This is a genomic window from Cronobacter universalis NCTC 9529 (assembly GCF_001277175.1).
Classification (GTDB): domain Bacteria; phylum Pseudomonadota; class Gammaproteobacteria; order Enterobacterales; family Enterobacteriaceae; genus Cronobacter; species Cronobacter universalis.
In genome coordinates, this window is the sequence record NZ_CP012257.1 from 3,912,653 (window position 1) to 3,934,914 (window position 22,262).

The window sequence follows — 22,262 nt, forward strand, 5'->3', positions numbered from 1 at the left end:
CAGCCAACTTCCCTGGAAGCGGGAAGATGATGATTGCAAAGCCAGACAGGGGTTACGCGCCCTGTCTTTGGAGCCAGTTTAAAACAGAGGATAACCGCGCATGGTGCTTGGCAAACCGCAAACAGACCCGACTCTTGAATGGTTCTTGTCACATTGCCACATTCATAAGTATCCATCTAAGAGCACGCTGATTCACCAGGGTGAAAAAGCGGAGACGCTGTATTACATCGTTAAAGGCTCAGTGGCAGTGCTGATCAAAGATGAAGAGGGTAAGGAGATGATCCTCTCGTACCTGAATCAGGGAGACTTCATCGGCGAACTGGGTTTGTTCGAGGAAGGTCAGGAACGCAGCGCCTGGGTTCGCGCTAAAACTGCCTGTGAAGTGGCTGAAATCTCTTACAAAAAATTCCGTCAGCTGATCCAGGTTAACCCGGATATTCTGATGCGTCTCTCCTCGCAGATGGCTCGCCGCCTGCAAGTCACCTCCGAGAAAGTGGGTAACCTCGCCTTCCTCGACGTGACCGGCCGTATCGCGCAGACCCTGCTGAACCTGGCCAAACAGCCGGACGCGATGACCCATCCTGACGGGATGCAGATCAAAATCACGCGTCAGGAAATCGGCCAGATCGTCGGCTGTTCTCGCGAAACCGTTGGCCGCATTCTGAAAATGCTCGAAGATCAGAACCTGATCTCCGCCCACGGTAAAACCATCGTGGTTTACGGTACCCGCTAAAAAATCAAAAAACGGCGTGTCGCTTCGGTAACACGCCGTTTTTGTATCTATACTTCTCCCCTATGTGGCGTCGTCTTATCTATCATCCTGAAATCAATTACGCTTTACGGCAAACGCTGATCTTAAGCCTGCCGGTGGCGGTCGGGTTGATGCTGGGCCATCTTCAACAAGGGTTGCTGTTTTCACTCGTCCCCGCCTGCTGCAACATTGCCGGTCTTGATACCCCGCACAAACGCTTTTTTAAACGACTGATCATCGGCGCCTCGCTGTTCGCGCTGAGCAGCCTGGCGGTGCAGCTTCTGCTGTTACAGTCTGTGCCGCTGCCGCTCATTCTGCTGATGCTGGCGCTGCTGCTCGGCGTAACGGCGGAGATCAGCCCGCTGCATGCGCGTCTCCTGCCCGCGTCGCTTATCGCGGCCATCTTCACGCTAAGCCTCGCCGGAAATATGCCCATCTGGGAGCCCATGCTGCTCTATGTCCTCGGCACGCTCTGGTATGGCGCGTTTAACGGGTTCTGGTTCTGGCTGTGGCGCGAGCAGCCGCTGCGTGAATCGTTAAGCCTGATTTATAAAAGTCTCGCCGACTACTGCGAAGCGAAATACAGCCTGCTGACGCGCCACACCGAGCCGGAACAGGCGCTGCCGCCGCTGCTCGTGCATCAGCAAAAAGTGGTGGATCAGATAAGCCAGTGCTATCAGCAGCTACAGATGCTGTCGGCGACCAAACAGAACGGCTACAAGCGCCTGCTGCGCACGTTTCAGGTGGCGCTGGATCTCCAGGAGCACATTTCAGTCTCCCTGCATCAGCCCGCCGAAGTGCAAAAACTGGTGGAGCGCAGCCACGCCGAAGAAGTGCTGCGCTGGACGGCGCAAACCGTCGCCACGCGGCTGCGCACGCTTTCTGACGATATTCTCTATCACCGTTATTCACGCCGCTTCTCAATGGATAAGCAGATTGAGGCGCTGGCGAAAATCGCCCGCCAGCACCCGGACAACCCGGTCGGCCAGTTCTGCGAATACCATTTCAGCCGCATCGCGCGCGTACTGCGCACCCAGCGACCGCTCTACGCCCGTGACCTGATGGAGAGCGGCCAGCGTCGCCTGCCGCTGCTGCCGGCGCTGAAAAGCTATCTGTCGCTGAAATCCGCGGCGCTGCGTACCGCCGCGCGTCTGGGCGTAATGCTGGCGGCGGCGGGCCTGTTAGGCAGCGCGTTCCAGTTGCCGAAGCCGTACTGGATCCTGATGACGGTGCTGTTCGTCACGCAAAACGGCTATGGCGCGACGCGGGTGCGCATCCTGCACCGTGCCGGCGGCACGCTGGCCGGGCTGATTATCGCGGGCATTACGCTGCACCTGAATGTGCCGCAGGGCTATACCCTGCTCGGCATGCTGCTGGTGACGTTAATCAGTTATCTGATAATCCGGCGGCACTACGGCTGGGCGATGATTGGCTTTACCGTCACGGCGGTCTATTCGCTGCAAATCCTGACGCTCAACGGCGAGCAGTACATCGTGGCGCGCCTGATAGACACGCTGTCCGGCTGCCTTATCGCATTCGGCGGCATGGTCTGGCTCTGGCCCCAGTGGCAGAGCGGTCTCCTGCGCCAGAACGCGCATGACGCGCTGGAAGCAGACCAGGAGGCGCTGCGCCTGATCCTGAGCGACGATCCGCAACCCGGCCCGCTGGCGTGGCAGCGGATGCAGGTCAACCAGGCGCACAACGCGCTCTATAACTCGCTCAACCAGGCCATGCAGGAGCCAGGCTTTAACAGCCGTTATCTGGAGGATATGCGCCTGTGGGTGACGCACAGCCAGTTTATCGTCGAGCACATTAACGCGATAACGACGATGGCGCGCGAGCAAACCACGCTGCCGCCGGAGACGGCGGCGCGCTACTTACAGGCCTGTGAGATTGCGCTGCAGCGCTGCCAGCAGCGGCTGGAGCATGACGCGCCGGGCGATACGCAAAACGAGGCGGTACTGGAGGGCGAAGAGGTCTTGCCGGAAGGGGCGCCGGGCGTAATGGAGCATCATCTGCTGCGCATTCTCGATCATCTGCGCACCATGCATACCATCTCTTCCGTGGCGTGGCGTCAGCGCCCGCATCACGGTATCTGGCTCAGACGACGCCTGAGCCAGCCACGCTGATTAACCGTTGACCACGCGCGCGACGGCGCGCGCGAAGCGGGCCATACCTTCGTCGATATCCGCGCGCTCCACCAGCAACGACGGCGCGAGACGCAGCACGTCCGGCCCGGCGTTCAGCACCATCACCCCTTCCGCCGCGGCGGCGTACAGGAGATCGCGCGCGCGTCCGTGGAAGGCGGGCGTCAGCTCGGCACCGATCAACAGGCCCATACCGCGTATATCGCTGAATAAGCCGTATTGCTCGCCAATCTGCGCCAGATGCTGTACGAACTGCTCGCGTTTATGCGCTACGCCGCCCAGCACCTCCGGGGTGTTGATAATATCAAACGCTTCGCCCGCCACCGCGCAGGCGAGCGGGTTGCCGCCGTATGTGGAGCCGTGCGAGCCGACGTGAAACGCCGAGGCGATATCATGGGTGGTGAGCATCGCGCTGACCGGGAAGCCGCCGCCGAGCGCTTTGGCGCTGGTCAGGATGTCCGGCGTCACGCCATAGTGCATATAGGCGAACAGCTTGCCGCTGCGGCCCATGCCGCACTGTACTTCGTCGAACACCAGCAGCGCCTGATGCTCATCGCACAGCTCGCGCAGGCCGCGCAGGAATGCCGGCGTCGCGGCGGTCACACCGCCCTCGCCCTGTACCGGCTCGACCACCACCGCGCAGGTGTGGTCATCCATCACCGCTTTGACCGCATCAAGATCGTTAAACGGCACATGAATGATATCAGCCGGTTTCGGGCCGAAACCGTCGGAGTATTTCGCCTGGCCGCCCACGGAGACGGTAAACAGCGAACGTCCGTGAAAGGCGTTATAAAACGCGATGATTTTAGTTTTATACGGGCTGTGGCGGGTGATGGCGTAGTGGCGGGCGAGCTTAAACGCGGTTTCGTTAGCTTCGGTGCCGGAGTTCATGAACACCACGCGTTCGGCGAAGGTGGCGTCCACCAGCTTCTGGCCCAGGCGCAGCGCAGGCTCGTTGGTGAAGACGTTGCTGGTGTGCCAGAGCGTTTCGCCCTGCGCTTTCAGCGCCTCCACCAGCCGCGGGTGGCAGTGGCCGAGCGCCGTTACCGCGATACCGCCCGCGAAATCGACATACTCTTTGCCCTGCTGATCCCACACACGGCTACCCTTGCCTTTCACCGGAATAAATTCAGCCGGTGCATAAATCGGCAGGATCACGTCATCGAAGGTGGCGCGCGTAATTGCTGTTTTTTCAGTTGCCATTTCATGCCCATCCAGTAAATGTGCCATCGCACATGAAAAGATAAGCACAAAATATGAATAAAAAATCACTAAAAGGCAATAAAAATTCAGCGCGAAAGGAAGTTCGCCAGCAACTGATGGCCCTGTTCGCTGAGAATGCTTTCCGGGTGAAACTGCACGCCTTCCAGCGCAAGGCGGCGATGGCGGATGCCCATGATCTCGCCCGCGTCCGTCCAGGCGGTGATGTCAAACTCCGCCGGCAATGTGGCGCGGTCGATAATCAACGAGTGATAGCGGGTCACGGTCAGCGGGTTATTAAGCCCGGAAAAAACACCCTGATTGTTATGTGAAATGACCGAGGTTTTGCCGTGCATGACCTTTTCAGCCCGCACGACAGACGCGCCGAAGGCCTGCCCAATGGCCTGGTGCCCGAGGCAAACGCCGAGGATCGGCAGGCGACCGGCAAAACGCCGGATCGCCGCCAGTGAAATGCCGGCTTCATTCGGCGTGCAGGGGCCGGGAGAGATCACGAGGCGCGCCGGGGCGAGCGCCTCGATATCGTCGCACGTCAGTTCATCGTTGCGCCTGACCACCACCTCCGCGCCCAGCTCGCTGAAATACTGAAACAGGTTCCAGGTGAAAGAATCGTAGTTGTCGATAAGCAGTAACATGGCGGCTCCGGAAAAAAGAACCGCGACAGTTTACTCGTTTTCCCGCGCGTCGCTCACTACGCTTGCGAAGATTTTCTCAAGCGGCGACAGATCGCCCATCGCGCCCGCCTGGTTGGCGGCGCGCCACGCCTCAACATCCACACCGCGCCAGTCGAGGCTGTACCCCGCATGCAGCGCCAGCTGTTCGAAGAAGACGCGCTGCGCGCGGCCCGTGCCGATACGGAACGGATGCAGCACATTGATTTCGCAGTAGTAGTGCGAGAGGCGCGCGACAAACGCCTCGGGCTCCAGACCGATGAGATAGTCCTCATCTTCCAGCGCCTGCATCAGCGCGTTGCCCTCTTTCTCCAGATATTCGAAATGCGCGAAGCGGGTTTCGCCCTGATAGATATCCACCTCACGCAGTTCGCCCGCCCAGTCGTAGAGATCCTGGAAAAGCTGGCGGTGAATGGCGCACAGGTGCGGCAGCCCGCGCTGTACCGGGCCGAGTTCCAGCGTCGCCGCGCGCAGCGAGGTGAGTTCGCGCTCGGCATGTTGCAGATCCTGCGCGGCATGAATGTTCAGCCGGTTGCGCAGCACATCGCTGCCGGACCAGAAGTAAGGGTCGCGCCCGTCGCCGAATTTATCGCTCATAGTGCCCCCTCAGCTCTTCAATGCGCGCCAGCGCTTCTTCGCGGGATAAGGTCACCAGAGGCACCTCAATGCCTTCCAGCCGGTTGCTGGCCTGGAAGTTTTGATTCTTCTGCGCGTCCCACAGCCGGGACTTTTGTTTATCGGTGAGTTTTCTGGACATTTTGCCTCCCTGAACGTAACCCCGTGTGCCACAAGTATAAGCAGCAATGGGCCGGTTTGCCGGGAGGAGACGCGACGCGGGCCATACAGCCCGCGTGCGCAAGAAGATTACGGCAGGACTTTCGCGGAGAGGATCACAACCGGTTTGGACGGCACATTCTGGTACGGGCCGACGTCGTGGGTCTGCACTTGGGCGATTTTATCCGCCACGTCCATGCCTTTAACCACTTTACCGAAAACGGCGTAGCCGAAGTCGCGCTGGCCGTGGTTCAGGAAGGCGTTATCCGCCACGTTGATAAAGAACTGGCTGGTGGCGCTGTCTTTATCGGCGGTGCGCGCCATCGCAATGGTGCCGCGCGCGTTAGGCAGGCCGTTATCCGCCTCGTTTTTCACCGGCGCGTTGGTCGGTTTCTGCTGCATATCCGCCGTGAAGCCGCCGCCCTGCACCATAAAGCCCGGGATCACGCGGTGGAAAATCGTGTTGTTGTAAAAACCGCTGTTGACGTAATCAACGAAGTTTTTCACCGATGCCGGCGCTTTCTGGCTGTTCAGCTCCAGCTCAATATTTCCCGCAGAGGTCGTCAGCAGAACATGCGGGTCGCCTTTTGCCGCCAGCGCGGCAGGAGAAAGGGCAGAAAGAGCAAATACAGCCGCAACAGCCGCCAGAGTGGATTTGAGCATGAAGAATTCCTTACGAAGCAGAAAAAAGCGAGTGGGTCGATTCTAAATAGCGATCGCAAGACGTGCCAGAGATTTACCTGGTTTTACGTACCAGCGCGCAGCGAAAAGGCGCTCATCGGATCTGATGTGGAAAATTATGTGAGCCCCGTCATATAAACCATGTCGTTTTACACAGCATGTGATCAATGAATGTTTTATTGGATCACAATACCACCTAGAATGCCTGGGTTCCCGGCGCCGTCAACGCGCTTTACACTTCTATTCACAGGCCAGTCATGACTAACAGCAATCGTATTAAGCTCACATGGATCAGCTTTTTTTCCTACGCCCTTACCGGCGCGTTGGTGATCGTCACCGGGATGGTGATGGGTAATATCGCAGAGTATTTCAAACTGCCCGTATCCAGCATGAGCAACACCTTCACATTCCTGAACGCCGGGATTTTGATCTCTATCTTTTTAAACGCCTGGCTGATGGAAATCGTGCCGCTGAAAACCCAGCTGCGCTTTGGTTTTGTGTTGATGGTGCTCGCCGTGGTGGCGCTGATGTTCAGCCAGAGCCTGACGCTCTTCTCCGCCGCGATGTTTGTGCTTGGCCTGGTGAGCGGGATCACGATGTCGATCGGGACATTCCTCATTACCCATATGTATGAAGGCCGTCAGCGCGGCTCGCGCCTGCTGTTTACCGACTCCTTCTTCAGCATGGCCGGGATGATCTTCCCGATGGTCGCCGCCTTCCTGCTGGCGCGCAGCATTGAGTGGTACTGGGTCTACGCCTGCATCGGTCTGGTCTATGTCGCGATTTTCATCCTGACGTTCGGCTGCGATTTCCCGGTGCTCGGCAAACATGCCCCGCAGGAGAACCAGCCGGTCGCGAAAGAGAAATGGGGCGTGGGCGTGCTGTTTCTCTCCATCGCCGCGCTTTGCTACATTCTGGGCCAGCTCGGCTTTATCGGCTGGGTGCCGGAATACGCCACCAAAGGCCTCGGCATGAACCTGAACGACGCCGGTACGCTGGTGAGCAACTTCTGGATGTCTTACATGGTCGGCATGTGGGTCTTCAGCTTCGTGCTGCGCTTCTTTGATTTGCAGCGCATCCTGACCGTGCTGGCAGGTCTCGCGACGGTGCTGATGTACTTCTTCATCACCAGCAAGCCGGAACATATGGCGTGGTTCATTCTGGCGCTGGGCTTCTTCTCCAGCGCGATTTACACCACCATTATTACGCTCGGCTCGCAGCAGACCAAAGTCTCCTCGCCGAAACTGGTTAACTTCATCCTGACCTGCGGCACCGTCGGCACCATGCTGACCTTTATCGTGACCGGCCCGATTGTGGCGAATCACGGCCCGCAGGCGGCGCTGTTTACCGCCAACGGCCTCTACGCCGTCGTATTCGTGATGTGCTTCGCGCTGGGCTTTGTCAGCCGTCATCGCCAGCACGCGAAAGCCGCGGCAGCGCACTAAGTTTTGCCTGTCCCTTCCCGGCCGGGAAGGGACATTTTCTCTTATCTTTTCCCCGCCGTTTTCCCCTCATAATTGCCCTTTATTGCCGCGCGTTACCGCGTTCACACCGTAAACGGTTCTGGTGAAGATTCACTCCACCGTGGTTCAAAAAACAGACGCCTGCGAAACCCTAATCAATTCCTGCACTTAGAAAATCCTACAAAAATCAAGGAAATACCCATTAAGGGGTATATAAAGATGTAATTGATTTACATCAATAAGCGGGGGTGCTGAATCGTTAAGGTAGGCGGTAATAGAAAAGAAATCGAGGCAAAAATGAGCAAAGTCAGACTCGCAATTATCGGTAACGGCATGGTTGGTCACCGCTTTATCGAAGACCTTCTCGATAAAGCCGATCCAGGCCAGTTCGACATCACCGTTTTCTGTGAGGAGCCGCGCATCGCCTATGACCGCGTGCACCTCTCCTCTTACTTCTCCCACCACACGGCTGAAGAGCTGTCGCTGGTCCGCGAAGGCTACTACGACAAGCACGGCGTGAAAGTGCTGGTGGGCGAGCGTGCGATCACCATTAACCGCCAGGAGAAAGTGATTCACTCCAGCGCCGGGCGCACGGTCTTCTATGACAAACTGATCATGGCGACGGGCTCCTACCCGTGGATCCCGCCGATTAAAGGCTCCGAAACCCAGGACTGCTTCGTTTACCGCACCATCGAAGATCTGAACGCGATTGAAGCCTGCGCGCGTCGCAGCAAACGCGGCGCGGTCGTCGGCGGCGGTCTGCTCGGTCTGGAAGCCGCGGGCGCGCTGAAAAACTTAGGCGTCGAAACCCACGTCATCGAATTCGCGCCGATGCTGATGGCGGAACAGCTCGACCAGATGGGCGGCGAGCAGCTGCGCCGTAAAATTGAAAGCATGGGCGTGCGAGTTCACACCAGCAAAAACACCCAGGAGATTGTCCAGCTGGGCACTGAAGCGCGTAAAACCATGCGCTTTGCCGACGGCAGCGAGCTGGAAGTCGACTTCATCGTCTTCTCCACCGGTATCCGCCCGCGCGACAAACTGGCGAAACAGTGCGATCTCGAGATTGCGCCGCGCGGCGGCATCATGATTAACGACCAGTGCCAGACCTCCGACCCGGATATCTACGCCATCGGCGAATGCGCCAGCTGGAACAGCCGCGTCTATGGCCTCGTCGCGCCTGGCTACAAAATGGCGCAGGTGGCGGTTGACCACATTCTCGGCAACGCGGGCAACCAGTTTGAAGGCGCGGATCTCAGCGCCAAGCTGAAACTGCTGGGCGTTGACGTCGGCGGCATCGGCGACGCGCATGGCCGCACGCCGAAATCACGCAGCTATGTGTTCCTCGACGAAAGCAAAGAGATCTACAAACGCCTTATCGTCAGCGAAGACAACAAAACGCTGCTCGGCGCGGTACTGGTGGGCGACACCAGCGATTACGGCAACCTGCTGCAACTGGTGCTGAACGGTATTGAGCTGCCGGAAAACCCGGATTCGCTGATCCTCCCGGCGCACGCAGGCCAGGGCAAACCGTCTATCGGCGTCGATAAACTGCCGGACAGCGCGCAGATTTGCTCCTGCTTCGACGTGACCAAAGGGGCGCTGATCGCCGCCATCAACAAAGGTTGTCATACCGTCGCGGCGCTGAAAGCTGAAACCAAAGCCGGTACCGGCTGCGGCGGCTGTATCCCGCTGGTCACTCAGGTGCTGAACGCCGAACTGGCGAAACAGGGTATCGAAGTGAACAACAACCTGTGCGAGCACTTCGCGTTCTCCCGCCAGGAGCTGTATCACCTCATTCGTGTCGAAGGCATTAAATCGTTCGAGGAACTGCTGGCGAAATATGGCAAAGGCTACGGCTGCGAAGTCTGTAAGCCGACCGTCGGCTCGCTGCTGGCGTCCTGCTGGAATGAGTACATTCTCAAACCGCAGCACACGCCGCTGCAGGATACCAACGACAACTTCCTGGCGAACATCCAGAAAGACGGCACCTACTCCGTGATCCCGCGCTCCGCCGGCGGCGAGATCACGCCGGAAGGGCTGATGGAAGTGGGCCGTATCGCCCGCGAATTTAACCTCTACACCAAAATCACCGGCTCTCAGCGCATTGGTCTTTTCGGCGCGCAGAAAGACGATCTGCCGGAAATCTGGCGTCAGCTGATTGCCGCGGGCTTCGAAACCGGCCACGCCTACGCTAAAGCGCTGCGCATGGCGAAAACCTGCGTCGGCAGCACCTGGTGCCGTTACGGCGTCGGCGACAGCGTGGGCTTCGGCGTCGAGCTGGAAAACCGCTATAAAGGCATCCGCACGCCGCACAAAATGAAATTCGGCGTCTCCGGCTGTACGCGTGAATGCGCCGAAGCGCAGGGTAAAGACGTCGGTATTATCGCCACCGAAAAAGGCTGGAACCTCTATGTCTGCGGCAACGGCGGCATGAAACCGCGTCATGCGGACTTGCTGGCGGCGGATCTCGATAAAGAGACCCTGGTGCGCTATCTCGACCGCTTCATGATGTTCTACATCCGCACCGCCGACAAACTGACCCGTACCGCGCCGTGGCTGGACAACATGGAAGGCGGCATCGACTACCTGAAACGCGTCATCATCGACGACAAGCTGGGCCTGAACAGCCAGCTGGAAGCCGAAATGACCCGTCTGCGCGAGGCGGTGATTTGCGAGTGGACCGAAACGGTCAACGATCCGCAGGCGCAGGGCCGCTTTAAACACTTCGTGAACAGCGATCGCCGCGACCCGAACGTGCAGGTGGTGCCGGAGCGCCAGCAACACCGTCCGGCCACGCCGTATGAGCGCATCCCTGTCACCTTCGTGGAGGAAACCGTATGAGCCAGTGGAACACGATTTGTTCGCTCGATGAGATTATCCCGGCGACCGGCGTCTGCGCGCTGATCGGCGAAAACCAGGTGGCGATTTTCCGCCCGCGCGCGAACGACGAGGTTTACGCTATCAGCAATATCGACCCGTTCTTTGAGGCAAGCGTATTGTCGCGCGGCATTATCGCCGAACATCAGGGCGAGTTATGGGTGGCGAGCCCGCTGAAAAAACAGCGCTTCCGCCTGCGAGATGGGCTGTGTATGGAAGATGAAAGCCGTTCTGTGGCGCACTTTGAGGCGCGCGTGAAGGACGGTCAGGTACAGGTGAAGGCGTAAACCCCCTCGCCCGCCCCTCTTCCTTCGGGGAGAGGGTGAAAAACCACAGGGTGGATAAGCGCAGCGCATCCACCCCGGTTTTCAAATAGCAACAACCGCCCTTCGCAAAGGGCGTTGTAAAGCAGAGAGGCTAAAGCCTCCGCGCATGAAAAGCGCCACCGGCGTTCGCATTACGGGAACGCCCGTTACGGACAACGACAATTACGCGCGCAACAAACAGCGCGCCATTCTGAATCACCTTTTTAAGTTTCTTAACTTTTTAATTTCACTCACTTTTCAGGATAACCACTATGTTTACCGACACGATCAACAAGTGCGCGGCCAATGCGGCCCGCATCGCTCGCCTCTCGGCAAATAATCCTCTGGGCTTCTGGGTCAGCTCCGCGATGGCGGGCGCCTACGTCGGGCTCGGCATTATTTTGATTTTCACCCTCGGCAATCTGCTTGACCCTTCGGTTCGCCCGCTGGTGATGGGCGCCACGTTCGGCATCGCGCTGACGCTGGTTATTATCGCCGGTTCCGAGCTTTTCACCGGGCACACGATGTTTCTGACGCTCGGCGTCAAAGCGGGCGCCATCAGCCACGGCCAGATGTGGGCAATCCTGCCGCAGACCTGGCTTGGCAATCTGGTCGGCTCGGTGTTTGTCGCGCTGCTTTACAGCTGGGGCGGCGGCAGCCTGCTGCCGGTCGACACCAGCCTCGTACATACCGTTGCACTCGCAAAAACCAGCGCGCCGGCGATGGCGCTGTTCTTTAAAGGCGCGCTGTGCAACTGGCTGGTGTGTCTCGCTATATGGATGGCGATCCGCACCGAAGGGGCGGCGAAATTTATCGCCATCTGGTGGTGTCTGCTGGCCTTTATCGCTTCGGGCTATGAGCACTCCGTCGCCAACATGACGCTGTTCGCGCTCTCCTGGTTTGGTCATCACAACGAGGCCTTCACACTCAGTGGTATTGGTCATAACCTCTTGTGGGTAACCCTCGGCAATACGCTCTCTGGCGCCGTGTTCATGGGTTTGGGTTACTGGTATGCTACCCCGAAAGCGGAGCGCCCGCAGCCCGCCGCCCACACCGCACCAGAAACCGCCCGTTAAGCCCGATAAGAAGGATACGCCGTGGATCACCTGCCGATATTTTGTCAGTTACGTCATCGCGCCTGCCTGCTGGTCGGCGGCGGCGATGTCGCAGAACGTAAGGCGCGTCTGCTGCTGGAGGCAGGCGCTGCGCTTACGGTCAACGCGCTTGCCTTCGCGCCGCAGTTTGAAGCCTGGGCTGAGCAGGGCATGCTGCGCCTGGCGCAGGGCGAGTTTGACGCCACGCTTCTGGATGAGTGCTGGCTGGTGATCGCCGCCACGGATGACGACGCGGTGAATAATCAGGTCAGCGAGGCTGCCGAAGCGCGGCGTATTTTCTGCAACGTGGTGGATGCGCCGAAACAGGCGAGCTTCATCATGCCGTCGATTATCGACCGCTCGCCGCTGATGGTGGCCGTCTCTTCCGGCGGCACGTCGCCCGTGCTGGCGCGTCTGCTGCGCGAAAAGCTCGAAGCGCTGCTGCCTCAACACCTCGGGAAAGTCGCAGGCTATGCCGGGCAGCTCCGTCGCCGCGTGAAGCAAACCTTCGCCTCGATGAGCGAGCGCCGCCGCTTCTGGGAAAAATTCTTCGTGAACGACCGCCTCGCGCAGTCGCTGGCCAATGACGATGAACAGGCCGTCGCCCGTATTACCGAAACGCTGCTTGGCGAACCGCTTGATGACCGCGGCGAAGTCGTGCTGGTGGGCGCAGGCCCCGGCGATCCGGGTTTGCTGACGCTCAAGGGGCTTCAGCAGATCCAGCAGGCGGATATCGTGGTCTACGACCGTCTGGTCTCCGATGAGATTATGAATCTGGTGCGCCGCGACGCCGATCGCGTGTTCGTCGGCAAACGCGCGGGCTATCACTGCGTGCCGCAGGAGGAGATCAACCAGATCCTGCTGCGTGAAGCCCAGCGCGGCAAACGCGTCGTGCGCCTGAAAGGCGGCGATCCGTTTATCTTCGGGCGCGGCGGCGAGGAGCTGGAAACGCTCTGCGACGCGGGCATTCCTTTCTCCGTGGTACCCGGCATCACCGCGGCGTCAGGCTGTTCAGCCTACGCCGGGCTGCCGCTGACCCACCGCGACTACGCGCAGAGCGTGCGCCTCGTCACCGGGCATCTGAAAAACGGCGGTAAGTTTGACTGGCGTAACCTCGCCGCGGAAAAACAGACGCTGGTGTTTTACATGGGGTTGAACCAGGCGGCGGCTATTCAGGAAAAACTCATCGAACACGGTATGGATCCGCAGATGCCGGTGGCGCTGGTTGAAAACGGGACCAGCGTAAAACAACGCGTCGTTACCGGCGTTCTGGCCGAACTTGGCGCGCTGGCGCAGCGCGTGGAAAGCCCAAGCCTGATTATCGTCGGCCGCGTCGTGGCGCTGCGCGATAAACTCAACTGGTTCTCGTCTAAATAACCCCTCTCGGGCCAGCGCCGCTGGCCTGAAAATTTCTTTCGTTATATTTCAAACAGATAACCGGAAAATATATTACATATCGCTAACATGCGGCGATTTTGTGATCTACCTCGCCCACGCCATTCATCATGTGTTGTTATATTCGTTATGCGTCATCTCATCATGAAAACAGCCTGACGGCATTCCGCGACCCCACCTGACGGGTCGTGCGGCCTCCTGCTGCCTTCATCCGGGCGACGCGCTCTGAATCCTACAACCCTGTTCAATACTAAAAAGGTAACGATATGGAAGGCCAGGAACTCCAACGCAAGCTCGGCTTCTGGGCCGTGCTGGCCATTTCCGTCGGAACGACCGTCGGTTCCGGTATTTTCGTTTCGGTTGGTGAAGTGGCGAAAGCGGCAGGCACGCCGTGGCTCACGGTGCTCGCTTTTGTGATTGGCGGTTTGATTGTGATCCCGCAGATGTGCGTTTACGCGGAGCTCTCTACCGCTTACCCCGAGAACGGCGCTGATTATGTTTATCTCAAAAACGCCGGCAGCCGCCCGCTGGCGTTTCTCTCCGGCTGGGCCAGCTTCTGGGCCAACGACGCGCCGTCGCTCTCCATTATGGCGCTCGCCATCGTCAGCAATTTCGGCTTTCTGGTGCCGCTCGATCCGCTCACCGGCAAGCTTGTCGCCACCGGGCTGATCCTCGCGTTTATGCTGCTGCACCTGCGCTCGGTGGAGGGCGGGGCCACATTCCAGACGCTGATTACCATCGCCAAAATCATTCCCTTCGCGATTGTGATTGGCATCGGCGTTTTCTGGCTGAAGGGTGATAACTTCACGGCGCCTGCCACCAGCGCCACCACCAGCGCGGCGGCGGGTATCATGGCGCTGCTGGCGGGGATCTCGGCCACCAGCTGGTCCTACACCGGTATGGCGTCCATCTGCTACATGACCGGCGAAATCAAAAACCCCGGCAAAACCATGCCGCGGGCGCTGATTGGCTCCTGCCTGCTGGTGCTGGTGCTCTACTCGCTGCTGGCGCTGGTTATCTCCGGGCTGATGCCGTTCGACAAGCTCGCCGCCTCCGAAACGCCGATTTCCGACGCGCTGACTTACATTCCGGCGCTTGGCAGCGTGGCGGGCGTATTTGTCGCCATTACCGCCATGATCGTTATTTTAGGTTCGCTCTCCAGCTGCGTGATGTACCAGCCGCGTCTCGAATACGCGATGGCGAAAGACAACCTGTTTTTCAAATGCTTCGGCCATGTGCATCCGAAATACAACACGCCGGATGTCTCCATCATTTTGCAGTGCGCGCTGGGCATCTTCTTCATCTTCGTGTCAGACCTCACCAGCCTGCTCGGCTATTTCACCCTGGTGATGTGCTTTAAAAACACGCTCACCTTCGGCTCCATCATCTGGTGTCGCAAGCGTGAGGATTACAAACCGCTGTGGCGCACCCCGGCCTTCGGCCTCATGACCTTCGCCGCCATCGCCTCAAGCCTGATTCTGGTCGCGTCCACCTTTGCGTGGGCGCCGGTTCCCGGCCTTATCTGCGCCCTGATTGTTATCGCCACCGGCCTGCCCGCTTACGCCTTCTGGGAAAAGCGCAACCGCCGTCTGGCTCATGTTTCTTAACCCTGTCTGGAGAGTTGTTTCATGCTGAATATCGATAAAAGCACCGTGGATTTCCTGGTCACCGAAAACATGGTTCAGGAAGTGGAGAAGATTCTTGCGAAGGATGTGCCGCGCGTGCACGCCATCGTGGACGAGATGATCAACCGCGGCATCGACCGCATCTATTTCGTCGCCTGCGGCTCGCCGCTTAACGCGGCGCAGACGGCGAAGCACCTGGCGGACCGTTACTCAAGCCTTCAGGTTTACGCGCTTTCCGGCTGGGAGTTCTGCGACAACACGCCGCACCGCCTGGATGCGAAGTGCGCGGTGATTGGCGTCTCCGACTACGGCAAAACCGAAGAAGTGATCAGGGCGCTGGAGCTGGGGGGGGCCTGCGGCGCGCTGACCGCCGCGTTCACCAAACGCCCGGACAGCCCGATCGTGCAGGCCGCCGAACATGTGGTGGCGTATGAAGCCGACTGCATCTGGGAAATCCACCTGCTGCTCTGCTACAGCGTGGTGCTGGAGATGATCACCCGCCAGGCGCCGCACGCCGAGATCGGCAAAATCAAAAACGATCTGCGCAAGCTGCCGCAGGCGCTGGGCCACCTGGTGCGCACCTGGGAAGACAAAGGCCGCCAGCTCGGCGAGCAGGCGTCGCAGTGGCCGATGATCTACACCGTTTCCGCGGGCCCGCTGCGTCCGCTTGGTTACAAAGAAGGGATCGTGACGCTGATGGAGTTCACCTGGACGCACGGTTCGGTGATTGAGAGCGGCGAATTCCGCCACGGGCCGCTCGAGATCGTCGAGCCGGGCGTGCCGTTCCTGTTCCTGCTTGGCAACGACGAAAGCCGCCACACGACCGAGCGCGCGATCCGCTTTGTGCGCGAGCGTACCGATAACGTCATCGTTATCGACTACGCGGAGATTTCCCAGGGGCTGCACCCGTGGCTCGCGCCGTTCCTGATGTTCGTGCCGATGGAGTGGCTCTGCTACTACCTCTCCATCTACAAAGACCACAACCCGGACGACCGTCGCTACTACGGCGGCATTGTTGAATATTAATCCCCCGCCCGGCCCTTGCGGGGGTCGGGCATGGCTGCAAGGAGAAGGGTTATGAAAACGGGTATGTTTACCTGCGGGCATCAGCGGCTGCCGCTGGAGCACGCCTTTCGCGACGCGCACGAACTCGGCTATGACGGGCTGGAGCTGTGGGGCGGCAGGCCGCACGCGTTTGCGCCGGATCTCAACGCAGGCGGCATTCGCCAGGTAAAAGAGCTTTCCCGCGTTTATCAGATGCCGATCATCGGCTACACGCCGGAAACTAACGGCTATCCCTATAACATGATGCTGGGCGACGAGCGGATGCGCCGCGAAAGCCTCGACATGATCAAGCTCGCGATGGAGATGGCCAAAGAGATGGACGCGGGCTTTACGCTGATCTCCGCCGCCCACGCGGGCTACCTCACCGGGCCTGACGCCATCTGGCAACGCCTTGCCGATAACCTGCGCGAGCTGTGCGAATCCGCCGAAGAGATCGGCATCGATCTGCTGCTGGAGCCGCTGACGCCTTATGAATCCAACGTCGTGTGCAACGCGAACGACGTGCTGCGGGCGCTCTCGCTGGTACCGTCGCCGCGCCTCTACAGCATGGTCGATATCTGCGCGCCGTTTGTGCAGGGCGAGCCGGTGATGAGTTACTTCGACAAACTGGGCGATAAGCTGCGCCATCTGCATATCGTCGACAGCGATGGCGCGAGCGACAGCCATTACATCCCCGGCGAAGGCAAAATGCCGCTGCGCGAGCTGATGCGCGACATTATTGAGCGCGGCTACGACGGCTATTGCACTATCGAGCTGGTCACCATGTATATGAATGAACCGCGGCTTTACGCCCGCCAGGCGCTGGCGCGCTTTCGCGATCTGCTGCCACAGGAGGCGCTATGAAAACACTGGCGACGGTCGGCGATAACTGCGTGGATATCTACCCGCAGCTTGGCAAAGCGTTTTCCGGCGGCAACGCGGTTAACGTGGCGGTGTACAGCACCCGCTACGGAATGCGGCCCGCCTGCGTCAGCTGGGTCGGCGATGACGACTATGGCGACATGCTGAAGCAGGATCTGACGTGCCACGGCGTCGATATCTCGCATCTGCATACCAGACCAGGCGTGACGGCGCAGACTCAGGTGGAGCTTCGCAACAATGACCGCATTCTTGGCGACTATACCGAAGGCGTAATGGCGGACTTTATGGTCAGCGACGAGGATCTGCGCTGGCTGACAGGGTTCGATATCATTCACTCCGCCATCTGGGGCCATGCCGACGCCGCCTTCCCGGCGCTTCACGCCGCCGGGAAGACGCTGTCGTTTGATTTTGCCGACAAATGGGAAAGCCCGCTGTGGCGCACGCTGCCGGAACATCTGGATTATGCGTTTGCCTCCGCGCGCGACGAGACGCCCTGGCTGCGCGACCGCCTGCAAACGGTGGTGGAGTGCGGCGCGGGCGTCGCCATCGCCACGCTCGGCGAGAACGGCAGCCTGGCGTGGGATGGCGCGCGGTTCTGGCGCATGCCGCCGGAGCAGGTCGAGGTGGTGGATACGATGGGCGCCGGAGATTCTTACATCGCCGGTTTCCTCTGCGCTGTCGCCGCCGGGCTGCCGCTCGTCGACGCCATGAAGCAGGGTACGCAGTGCGCGGCGCGAACGCTTGGCTATCACGGCGCCTGGTAAGGTCTGCGTTGGCGTGACGCAACTCACGCCAACGCCCTGTCACTCCTCAATAAACGCTCTTATAATCATCCCCACGTTTTCTACAACTTCAGGGTCGATACATGCCAGCTACGGAGCGCTACTCTCATCAACTCCTTTATGCCACCGTCCGCCAGCGTCTGCTTGATGACATCGGGCAAGGCGTTTACCAGGCCGGGCAGCAGATCCCTACGGAAAGCGAGTTGTGTACGCTCTACAACGTCAGCCGCATCACCATTCGCAAGGCGATTAGCGATCTGGTGAAGGATGGCGTCCTGATCCGCTGGCAGGGCAAAGGCACGTTTGTGCAGAGCAAGAAAGTCGAAAACGCCCTGCTGACCGTGAGCGGCTTTACCGATTTCGGCGTATCGCAGGGCAAGCCCACCAAAGAAGAAGTGATTGAGCAGGCGCGCGTCAGCGCCGATCCGTTCTGCGAACGGCTGAATATTCCGGGCGGCGGCGAGATGTTCCTGCTGCGCCGGGTGATGTATCTCGATGGCGAACCGCTGTTTATCGACGCCTCGTGGATCCCGCTCTCCCGCTACCCGCAGTTTGACGAGATCTACAGCGCGGGCGCGTCAACCTATCAGCTGTTTCAGGAGCGCTTCGGTACGCAGGTGGTGAGCGATAAAAAGACCATCGACATTTTCACCGCCACCAAAGCCGAGGCGCAGTGGCTGAAATGCGAACTGGGCGAGCCGCTGTTTCGCATCAGTAAAATCGCCTACGACCAGCATCAGAAACCCGTGCACTATTCCGAGTTGTTCTGCCGCGCTAACCGCGTCACGCTGACCATCGACAACCAGCGGCGCTGAACACCCGCGCCCGCGAGGTTTTTCCTGCTGTGCAAGTCCTGTTACTGACGTTGACTTCCCCTGCCTGAAACCGCATAAAGTCGTCCCGTTATGGATGGTCGAAAAAGACATTCATATCAATTACTCAGGACACTTTATTAAAGGGATGCACAATGAAACACGTTATAAAACTCGCGATGCTGGCCGCCGTACTCACCTCACTGACCGCCTGCACCGGCCATATCGAAAACAAAAATAAAACCTGTAGCTACGACTATCTGCTTCACCCCGCGATATCGATTTCGAAAATGATCGGCGGCTGCGGCCCGGCGGCGGAGCAGTAATGCGCCTGCGCTAAGCAATAAAAAACCACCTCCTGAGAGGTGGTTTCACGGTGACGGATAAAACCGGGCTGACCCGGTTTTTTATTACGGCTGCGCCACAAACCCGATGGCTTCGTACACGTTCTTCAGCGTTTCGCCAGCGTGCGCGCGGGCTTTCTCGGCCCCTTCTTTCATCACGCTTTGCAGGAAGGCTTCGTCGTTGCGGTAGCGGTGATAGCGTTCCTGAAGCTCGGTGAGCATGCCGGAAACGGCATCCGCCACTTCGCCTTTCAGGTGACCATACATTTTGCCTTCGAAATGCTGCTCCAGTTCCGGGATGCTCTGGCCGGTCACGGCGGAGAGGATATCCAGCAGGTTAGAGACGCCCGCTTTGTTCGCCACGTCGTAGCGCACTACCGGCGGCTCGTCGGAATCGGTCACCGCGCGTTTGATTTTCTTCACAACGGATTTCGGATCTTCCAGCAGGCCGATGACGTTATTGCGGTTGTCATCCGACTTGGACATCTTTTTGGTCGGCTCCAGCAGCGACATCACGCGCGCGCCCGATTTCGGGATGAACGGCTCCGGCACGCGGAAAATGTCGCCGTAGATGGCGTTGAAGCGCTGCGCGATATCGCGGCTCAGCTCCAGGTGCTGCTTCTGATCTTCGCCCACCGGCACCAGATTGGTCTGGTACAGCAGGATATCCGCCGCCATCAGCACCGGGTAATCAAACAGACCGGCGTTGATGTTTTCCGCGTAGCGCGCGGATTTGTCTTTGAACTGCGTCATGCGGCTCAGTTCGCCGAAATAGGTGTAGCAGTTCAGCGCCCAGCCCAGCTGCGCGTGCTCCGGCACATGAGACTGCACGAAGATGGTGCTCTTTTTCGGATCGATGCCGCAGGCGAGATAGAGCGCCAGCGTATCCAGCGTGGCTTTGCGCAGCGCGGCTGGGTCCTGACGCACAGTGATGGCATGCTGATCCACGATGCAGTAGATGCAGTGGTAATCATCCTGCATGTTAACCCACTGACGCAGCGCACCCATGTAGTTACCGATGGTCAGTTCTCCGGATGGCTGTGCGCCACTAAAAACGATGGGCTTACTCATTTTTCAATTCCTGATTGTCACTGTGGGGGAGCCCGAACGCGGGCAGTAAGTCGCGGAAATGGTCAAAGACGAAATCCGGGTGGCTTAACGTTATCGCTTCGCCGTAGTTATAGCCATAGCTCAGACCGACGCTTGCGCAGCCAGCGGCCTGCGCCGCCTGAATATCATTGCGTGAATCGCCGACAAAGAGCAACTCCTGCGCCGTGACCCGCAACGCGTCCATGACTTTGTGCAGCGGTTCCGGGTGCGGTTTTTTATTCTGCACATCATCGCCGCCGATAATAATGCTGAAATAGTCTGCGATACCGAGCGATTCCAGCATCGGGGCCACAAACGGCGTCGGCTTATTGGTGACCAGCCCGAGCGCAAGGCCATGACGGCGCAGCGCGTCAAGCGTCCCGGCCACATCCGGGAACAGCGCGCTGCCCCCCTCGACGGCCTCGCCATAATAGCGGTCAAACAGACGGCGCATCATGCGGCGCTGTTCTTCTTCCGGGATAGCGTCAGTTTCCGCCGGCTTGCCCGCGGCGGCGCGAAGCGTAGCTTTCTCCTGACGCGCCCAGTTCAGCGCGCGCTCAACCAGCACATCGGCGCCGTTGCCAATCCAGGTGATAACGCGCGCGTCGCCCGCGGTCGGCAGCTCCAGCGCATAGAGCGCGTTATCCACGGCCCAGGTCAGACCCGGCGCGCTGTCTACCAGCGTACCGTCGAGATCGAAGGCGACAGCGCGGATTTTTTGCAGCTTATCCATGAGAAACCTTCGCCAGCTCGCTACGCATATCGTTAATGACTTTCTGATAATCCGGCTCGTTGAAAATGGCCGAGCCCGCGACAAACATATCGGCACCCGCCGCGGCGATAGCGCCGATATTGCTGACCTTCACGCCGCCGTCCACTTCCAGACGAATGTCGCGCCCGGACGCGTCGATGCGCTGGCGCACTTCTTTAAGCTTCTCAAGCGTCTGCGGGATAAACGACTGACCGCCGAAGCCGGGGTTGACCGACATCAGCAGAATGACGTCCAGTTTATCCATCACGTAATCGAGATAGCTCAGCGGCGTCGCCGGATTAAAGACCAGGCCCGCTTTGCAGCCGTGTTCTTTGATCAGTTGCAGCGAACGATCGATATGCTCGGAGGCTTCCGGGTGGAACGTAATGATGCTGGCGCCCGCCCCGGCGAAATCGGGGATCAGGCGATCCACGGGTTTCACCATCAGATGCACGTCGATGGGCGCGGTAATGCCGTAATCGCGCAGCGCCTTCAGGACCATCGGCCCGATGGTGAGGTTGGGCACATAATGGTTATCCATAACATCGAAATGGACGACGTCGGCACCGGCGGCCAGCACCCGTGCGGTGTCTTCACCCAGCCGGGCAAAGTCGGCCGACAGAATCGAGGGGGCAATCAAAAACTGTTTCATCCGCTTCTCCATTAAGTCTTGTGTGTATGGCGGACGGAACCGGCTCAGGCTTCGTAGAGCGCCAGCAGTTCGTCCACCTTTCTGCGCGTGCCGCCATTGCTGCTGATGCTGCGTCGTACCCGCACCTTATGCAGCTTCGCCTGCTGATACCACTGGCGGGTCAGCTCGGTATCGTGGTTGGAAATGAGCACCGGAATGCGCTGGCTTTGCAGCCCTTCCGCAAGCTGCGCCAGATGCCGCTGCTGTTCCAGATTAAAGCTGTTCGTATGATAAGCCGTAAAGTTCGCGGTGGCGGAAAGCGGCGCGTAAGGCGGATCGCAATAGACTACCGCGCTGTTTTCCTGGTGCGCCCGCGCCATGCTGGCGTCGTAGGATTCGCAGATAAACAGCGCGTTCTGGGCGCGCTCCGCAAAATGGTACAGCTCCGTCTCCGGGAAATAGGGCTTTTTATAGCGACCAAACGGCACGTTGAACTCGCCGCGCAGATTGTAGCGGCACAGCCCGTTGTAACCGTGGCGATTGAGATACAAAAAGAGCAATGCGCGGCGGAATTCGTCCCGGCTCTGGTTAAACTCTTCGCGCAGCTGATAGTACACCTCAGCCTGATTATGCTCGGCGGTAAACAGCAGGCGCGCTTCACTGACGTAATCGTCAGTTTTATCTTTCACCGTGGTGTAGAGGCTTATCAGATCGCTGTTGATGTCTGACAACACATAGCGCGAATAGTCGGTGTTGAGAAAAACCGACCCCGCGCCGACGAAGGGCTCGATAAGACACTCCCTTTCAGGGAGATGACGTTTGATATCGTCGAGCAGGGGGTATTTCCCCCCTGCCCATTTAAGAAAAGCGCGATGTTTTTTCATGCTGCCTGATTAATTCATACCTTCCCACGCTGTGGAGAA

At 59.0% G+C, this 22,262-nt stretch carries 22 protein-coding genes; 13 read left to right on the top strand and 9 right to left on the bottom strand.

Annotated features, from left to right (window positions below):
- Positions 1 to 100 precede the first annotated feature (100 nt).
- Positions 101 to 733 carry a cAMP-activated global transcriptional regulator CRP gene (gene crp / locus AFK65_RS18105; RefSeq protein ID WP_000242758.1) on the top strand — a complete coding sequence of 211 codons (633 nt, stop codon included), beginning with the start codon at positions 101 to 103 and terminating at the stop codon, positions 731 to 733.
- A 62-nt stretch (positions 734 to 795) separates the two neighbouring features.
- The gene (locus AFK65_RS18110; protein WP_038858764.1) at positions 796 to 2,880 is read left to right on the top strand and encodes a YccS/YhfK family putative transporter; all 2,085 of its coding nucleotides are present in this window, start codon (positions 796 to 798) and stop codon (positions 2,878 to 2,880) included.
- Here AFK65_RS18110 and argD read toward each other — a convergent pair whose 3' ends face one another.
- From argD to ppiA, 5 genes are all read right to left on the bottom strand, one after another.
- Positions 2,881 to 4,101: a bifunctional acetylornithine/succinyldiaminopimelate transaminase gene (gene argD / locus AFK65_RS18115; RefSeq protein ID WP_038858761.1), complete on the bottom strand. Its 1,221-nt coding sequence runs from the start codon at positions 4,099 to 4,101 to the stop codon at positions 2,881 to 2,883.
- A gap of 86 nt (positions 4,102 to 4,187) precedes the next feature.
- Positions 4,188 to 4,751, bottom strand: coding sequence for an aminodeoxychorismate synthase component 2 (pabA, locus tag AFK65_RS18120; RefSeq protein WP_007702577.1), 564 nt, complete (start codon positions 4,749 to 4,751; stop codon positions 4,188 to 4,190).
- A 30-nt stretch (positions 4,752 to 4,781) separates the two neighbouring features.
- Positions 4,782 to 5,384: a putative adenosine monophosphate-protein transferase Fic gene (locus AFK65_RS18125; RefSeq protein WP_007702579.1), complete on the bottom strand. Its 603-nt coding sequence runs from the start codon at positions 5,382 to 5,384 to the stop codon at positions 4,782 to 4,784.
- Entirely contained in the window at positions 5,374 to 5,544 is a 171-nt protein-coding gene (locus tag AFK65_RS21385; protein ID WP_007702581.1) for a YhfG family protein, read from the bottom strand. Before AFK65_RS21385 ends, AFK65_RS18125 begins: the two co-directional genes overlap by 11 nt.
- A 107-nt stretch (positions 5,545 to 5,651) precedes the next feature.
- On the bottom strand, positions 5,652 to 6,224 hold the full coding sequence (gene ppiA / locus AFK65_RS18130; RefSeq protein ID WP_007702586.1) for a peptidylprolyl isomerase A: 573 nt from the start codon (positions 6,222 to 6,224) through the stop codon (positions 5,652 to 5,654).
- Positions 6,225 to 6,499: 275 nt separating this feature from the next.
- Here ppiA and tsgA point away from each other — a divergent pair, with 275 nt between their 5' ends.
- From tsgA to AFK65_RS21390, 11 genes are all read left to right on the top strand, one after another.
- Positions 6,500 to 7,687, top strand: coding sequence for an MFS transporter TsgA (tsgA, locus tag AFK65_RS18135; RefSeq protein ID WP_007702595.1), 1,188 nt, complete (start codon positions 6,500 to 6,502; stop codon positions 7,685 to 7,687).
- Between the two features lie 315 nt (positions 7,688 to 8,002).
- Positions 8,003 to 10,549: a nitrite reductase large subunit NirB gene (gene nirB, locus AFK65_RS18140; RefSeq protein ID WP_038858759.1), complete on the top strand. Its 2,547-nt coding sequence runs from the start codon at positions 8,003 to 8,005 to the stop codon at positions 10,547 to 10,549.
- Positions 10,546 to 10,872 carry a nitrite reductase small subunit NirD gene (gene nirD / locus AFK65_RS18145; RefSeq protein WP_007702604.1) on the top strand — a complete coding sequence of 109 codons (327 nt, stop codon included), beginning with the start codon at positions 10,546 to 10,548 and terminating at the stop codon, positions 10,870 to 10,872. Before nirB ends, nirD begins: the two co-directional genes overlap by 4 nt.
- Before the next feature lie 290 nt (positions 10,873 to 11,162).
- The gene (gene nirC / locus AFK65_RS18150; protein ID WP_038858758.1) at positions 11,163 to 11,966 is read left to right on the top strand and encodes a nitrite transporter NirC; all 804 of its coding nucleotides are present in this window, start codon (positions 11,163 to 11,165) and stop codon (positions 11,964 to 11,966) included.
- Between the two features lie 21 nt (positions 11,967 to 11,987).
- Entirely contained in the window at positions 11,988 to 13,361 is a 1,374-nt protein-coding gene (gene cysG, locus AFK65_RS18155) for a siroheme synthase CysG (RefSeq protein WP_007702607.1), read from the top strand.
- 284 nt (positions 13,362 to 13,645) lie between these two features.
- Complete coding sequence (gene frlA / locus AFK65_RS18160; RefSeq protein WP_038858756.1) at positions 13,646 to 14,986, top strand: fructoselysine/psicoselysine transporter FrlA; 1,341 nt, start codon at positions 13,646 to 13,648, stop codon at positions 14,984 to 14,986.
- Positions 14,987 to 15,007: 21 nt separating this feature from the next.
- Complete coding sequence (gene frlB / locus AFK65_RS18165; protein ID WP_007702631.1) at positions 15,008 to 16,030, top strand: fructoselysine 6-phosphate deglycase; 1,023 nt, start codon at positions 15,008 to 15,010, stop codon at positions 16,028 to 16,030.
- 51 nt (positions 16,031 to 16,081) lie between these two features.
- A complete protein-coding gene (frlC, locus tag AFK65_RS18170) occupies positions 16,082 to 16,912 on the top strand; it encodes a fructoselysine 3-epimerase (RefSeq protein ID WP_007702634.1) in 831 nt (276 codons plus the stop codon).
- On the top strand, positions 16,909 to 17,694 hold the full coding sequence (gene frlD, locus AFK65_RS18175; protein WP_038858753.1) for a fructoselysine 6-kinase: 786 nt from the start codon (positions 16,909 to 16,911) through the stop codon (positions 17,692 to 17,694). The genes frlC and frlD overlap by 4 nt, the downstream gene beginning before the upstream one ends.
- Positions 17,695 to 17,795: 101 nt before the next feature.
- A complete protein-coding gene (locus tag AFK65_RS18180; protein ID WP_007702639.1) occupies positions 17,796 to 18,527 on the top strand; it encodes a GntR family transcriptional regulator in 732 nt (243 codons plus the stop codon).
- A 152-nt stretch (positions 18,528 to 18,679) separates the two neighbouring features.
- Positions 18,680 to 18,850 (top strand): YhfL family protein, encoded by a 171-nt coding sequence (locus tag AFK65_RS21390; RefSeq protein ID WP_007702641.1) that lies wholly within the window; start codon positions 18,680 to 18,682, stop codon positions 18,848 to 18,850.
- An 84-nt stretch (positions 18,851 to 18,934) separates the two neighbouring features.
- Here the strand turns inward: AFK65_RS21390 and trpS are convergent, their stop codons facing one another.
- From trpS to dam, 4 genes are read right to left on the bottom strand one after another with little or no spacing between them, the layout of a single operon-like run.
- Positions 18,935 to 19,939: a tryptophan--tRNA ligase gene (gene trpS / locus AFK65_RS18185; protein ID WP_007702643.1), complete on the bottom strand. Its 1,005-nt coding sequence runs from the start codon at positions 19,937 to 19,939 to the stop codon at positions 18,935 to 18,937.
- Positions 19,932 to 20,690 carry a phosphoglycolate phosphatase gene (gene gph / locus AFK65_RS18190; RefSeq protein WP_007702647.1) on the bottom strand — a complete coding sequence of 253 codons (759 nt, stop codon included), beginning with the start codon at positions 20,688 to 20,690 and terminating at the stop codon, positions 19,932 to 19,934. Before gph ends, trpS begins: the two co-directional genes overlap by 8 nt.
- Positions 20,683 to 21,360, bottom strand: coding sequence for a ribulose-phosphate 3-epimerase (gene rpe, locus AFK65_RS18195; RefSeq protein ID WP_038858751.1), 678 nt, complete (start codon positions 21,358 to 21,360; stop codon positions 20,683 to 20,685). Before rpe ends, gph begins: the two co-directional genes overlap by 8 nt.
- A 44-nt stretch (positions 21,361 to 21,404) precedes the next feature.
- On the bottom strand, positions 21,405 to 22,223 hold the full coding sequence (gene dam, locus AFK65_RS18200; protein WP_007702648.1) for an adenine-specific DNA-methyltransferase: 819 nt from the start codon (positions 22,221 to 22,223) through the stop codon (positions 21,405 to 21,407).
- Positions 22,224 to 22,262 lie beyond the last annotated feature (39 nt).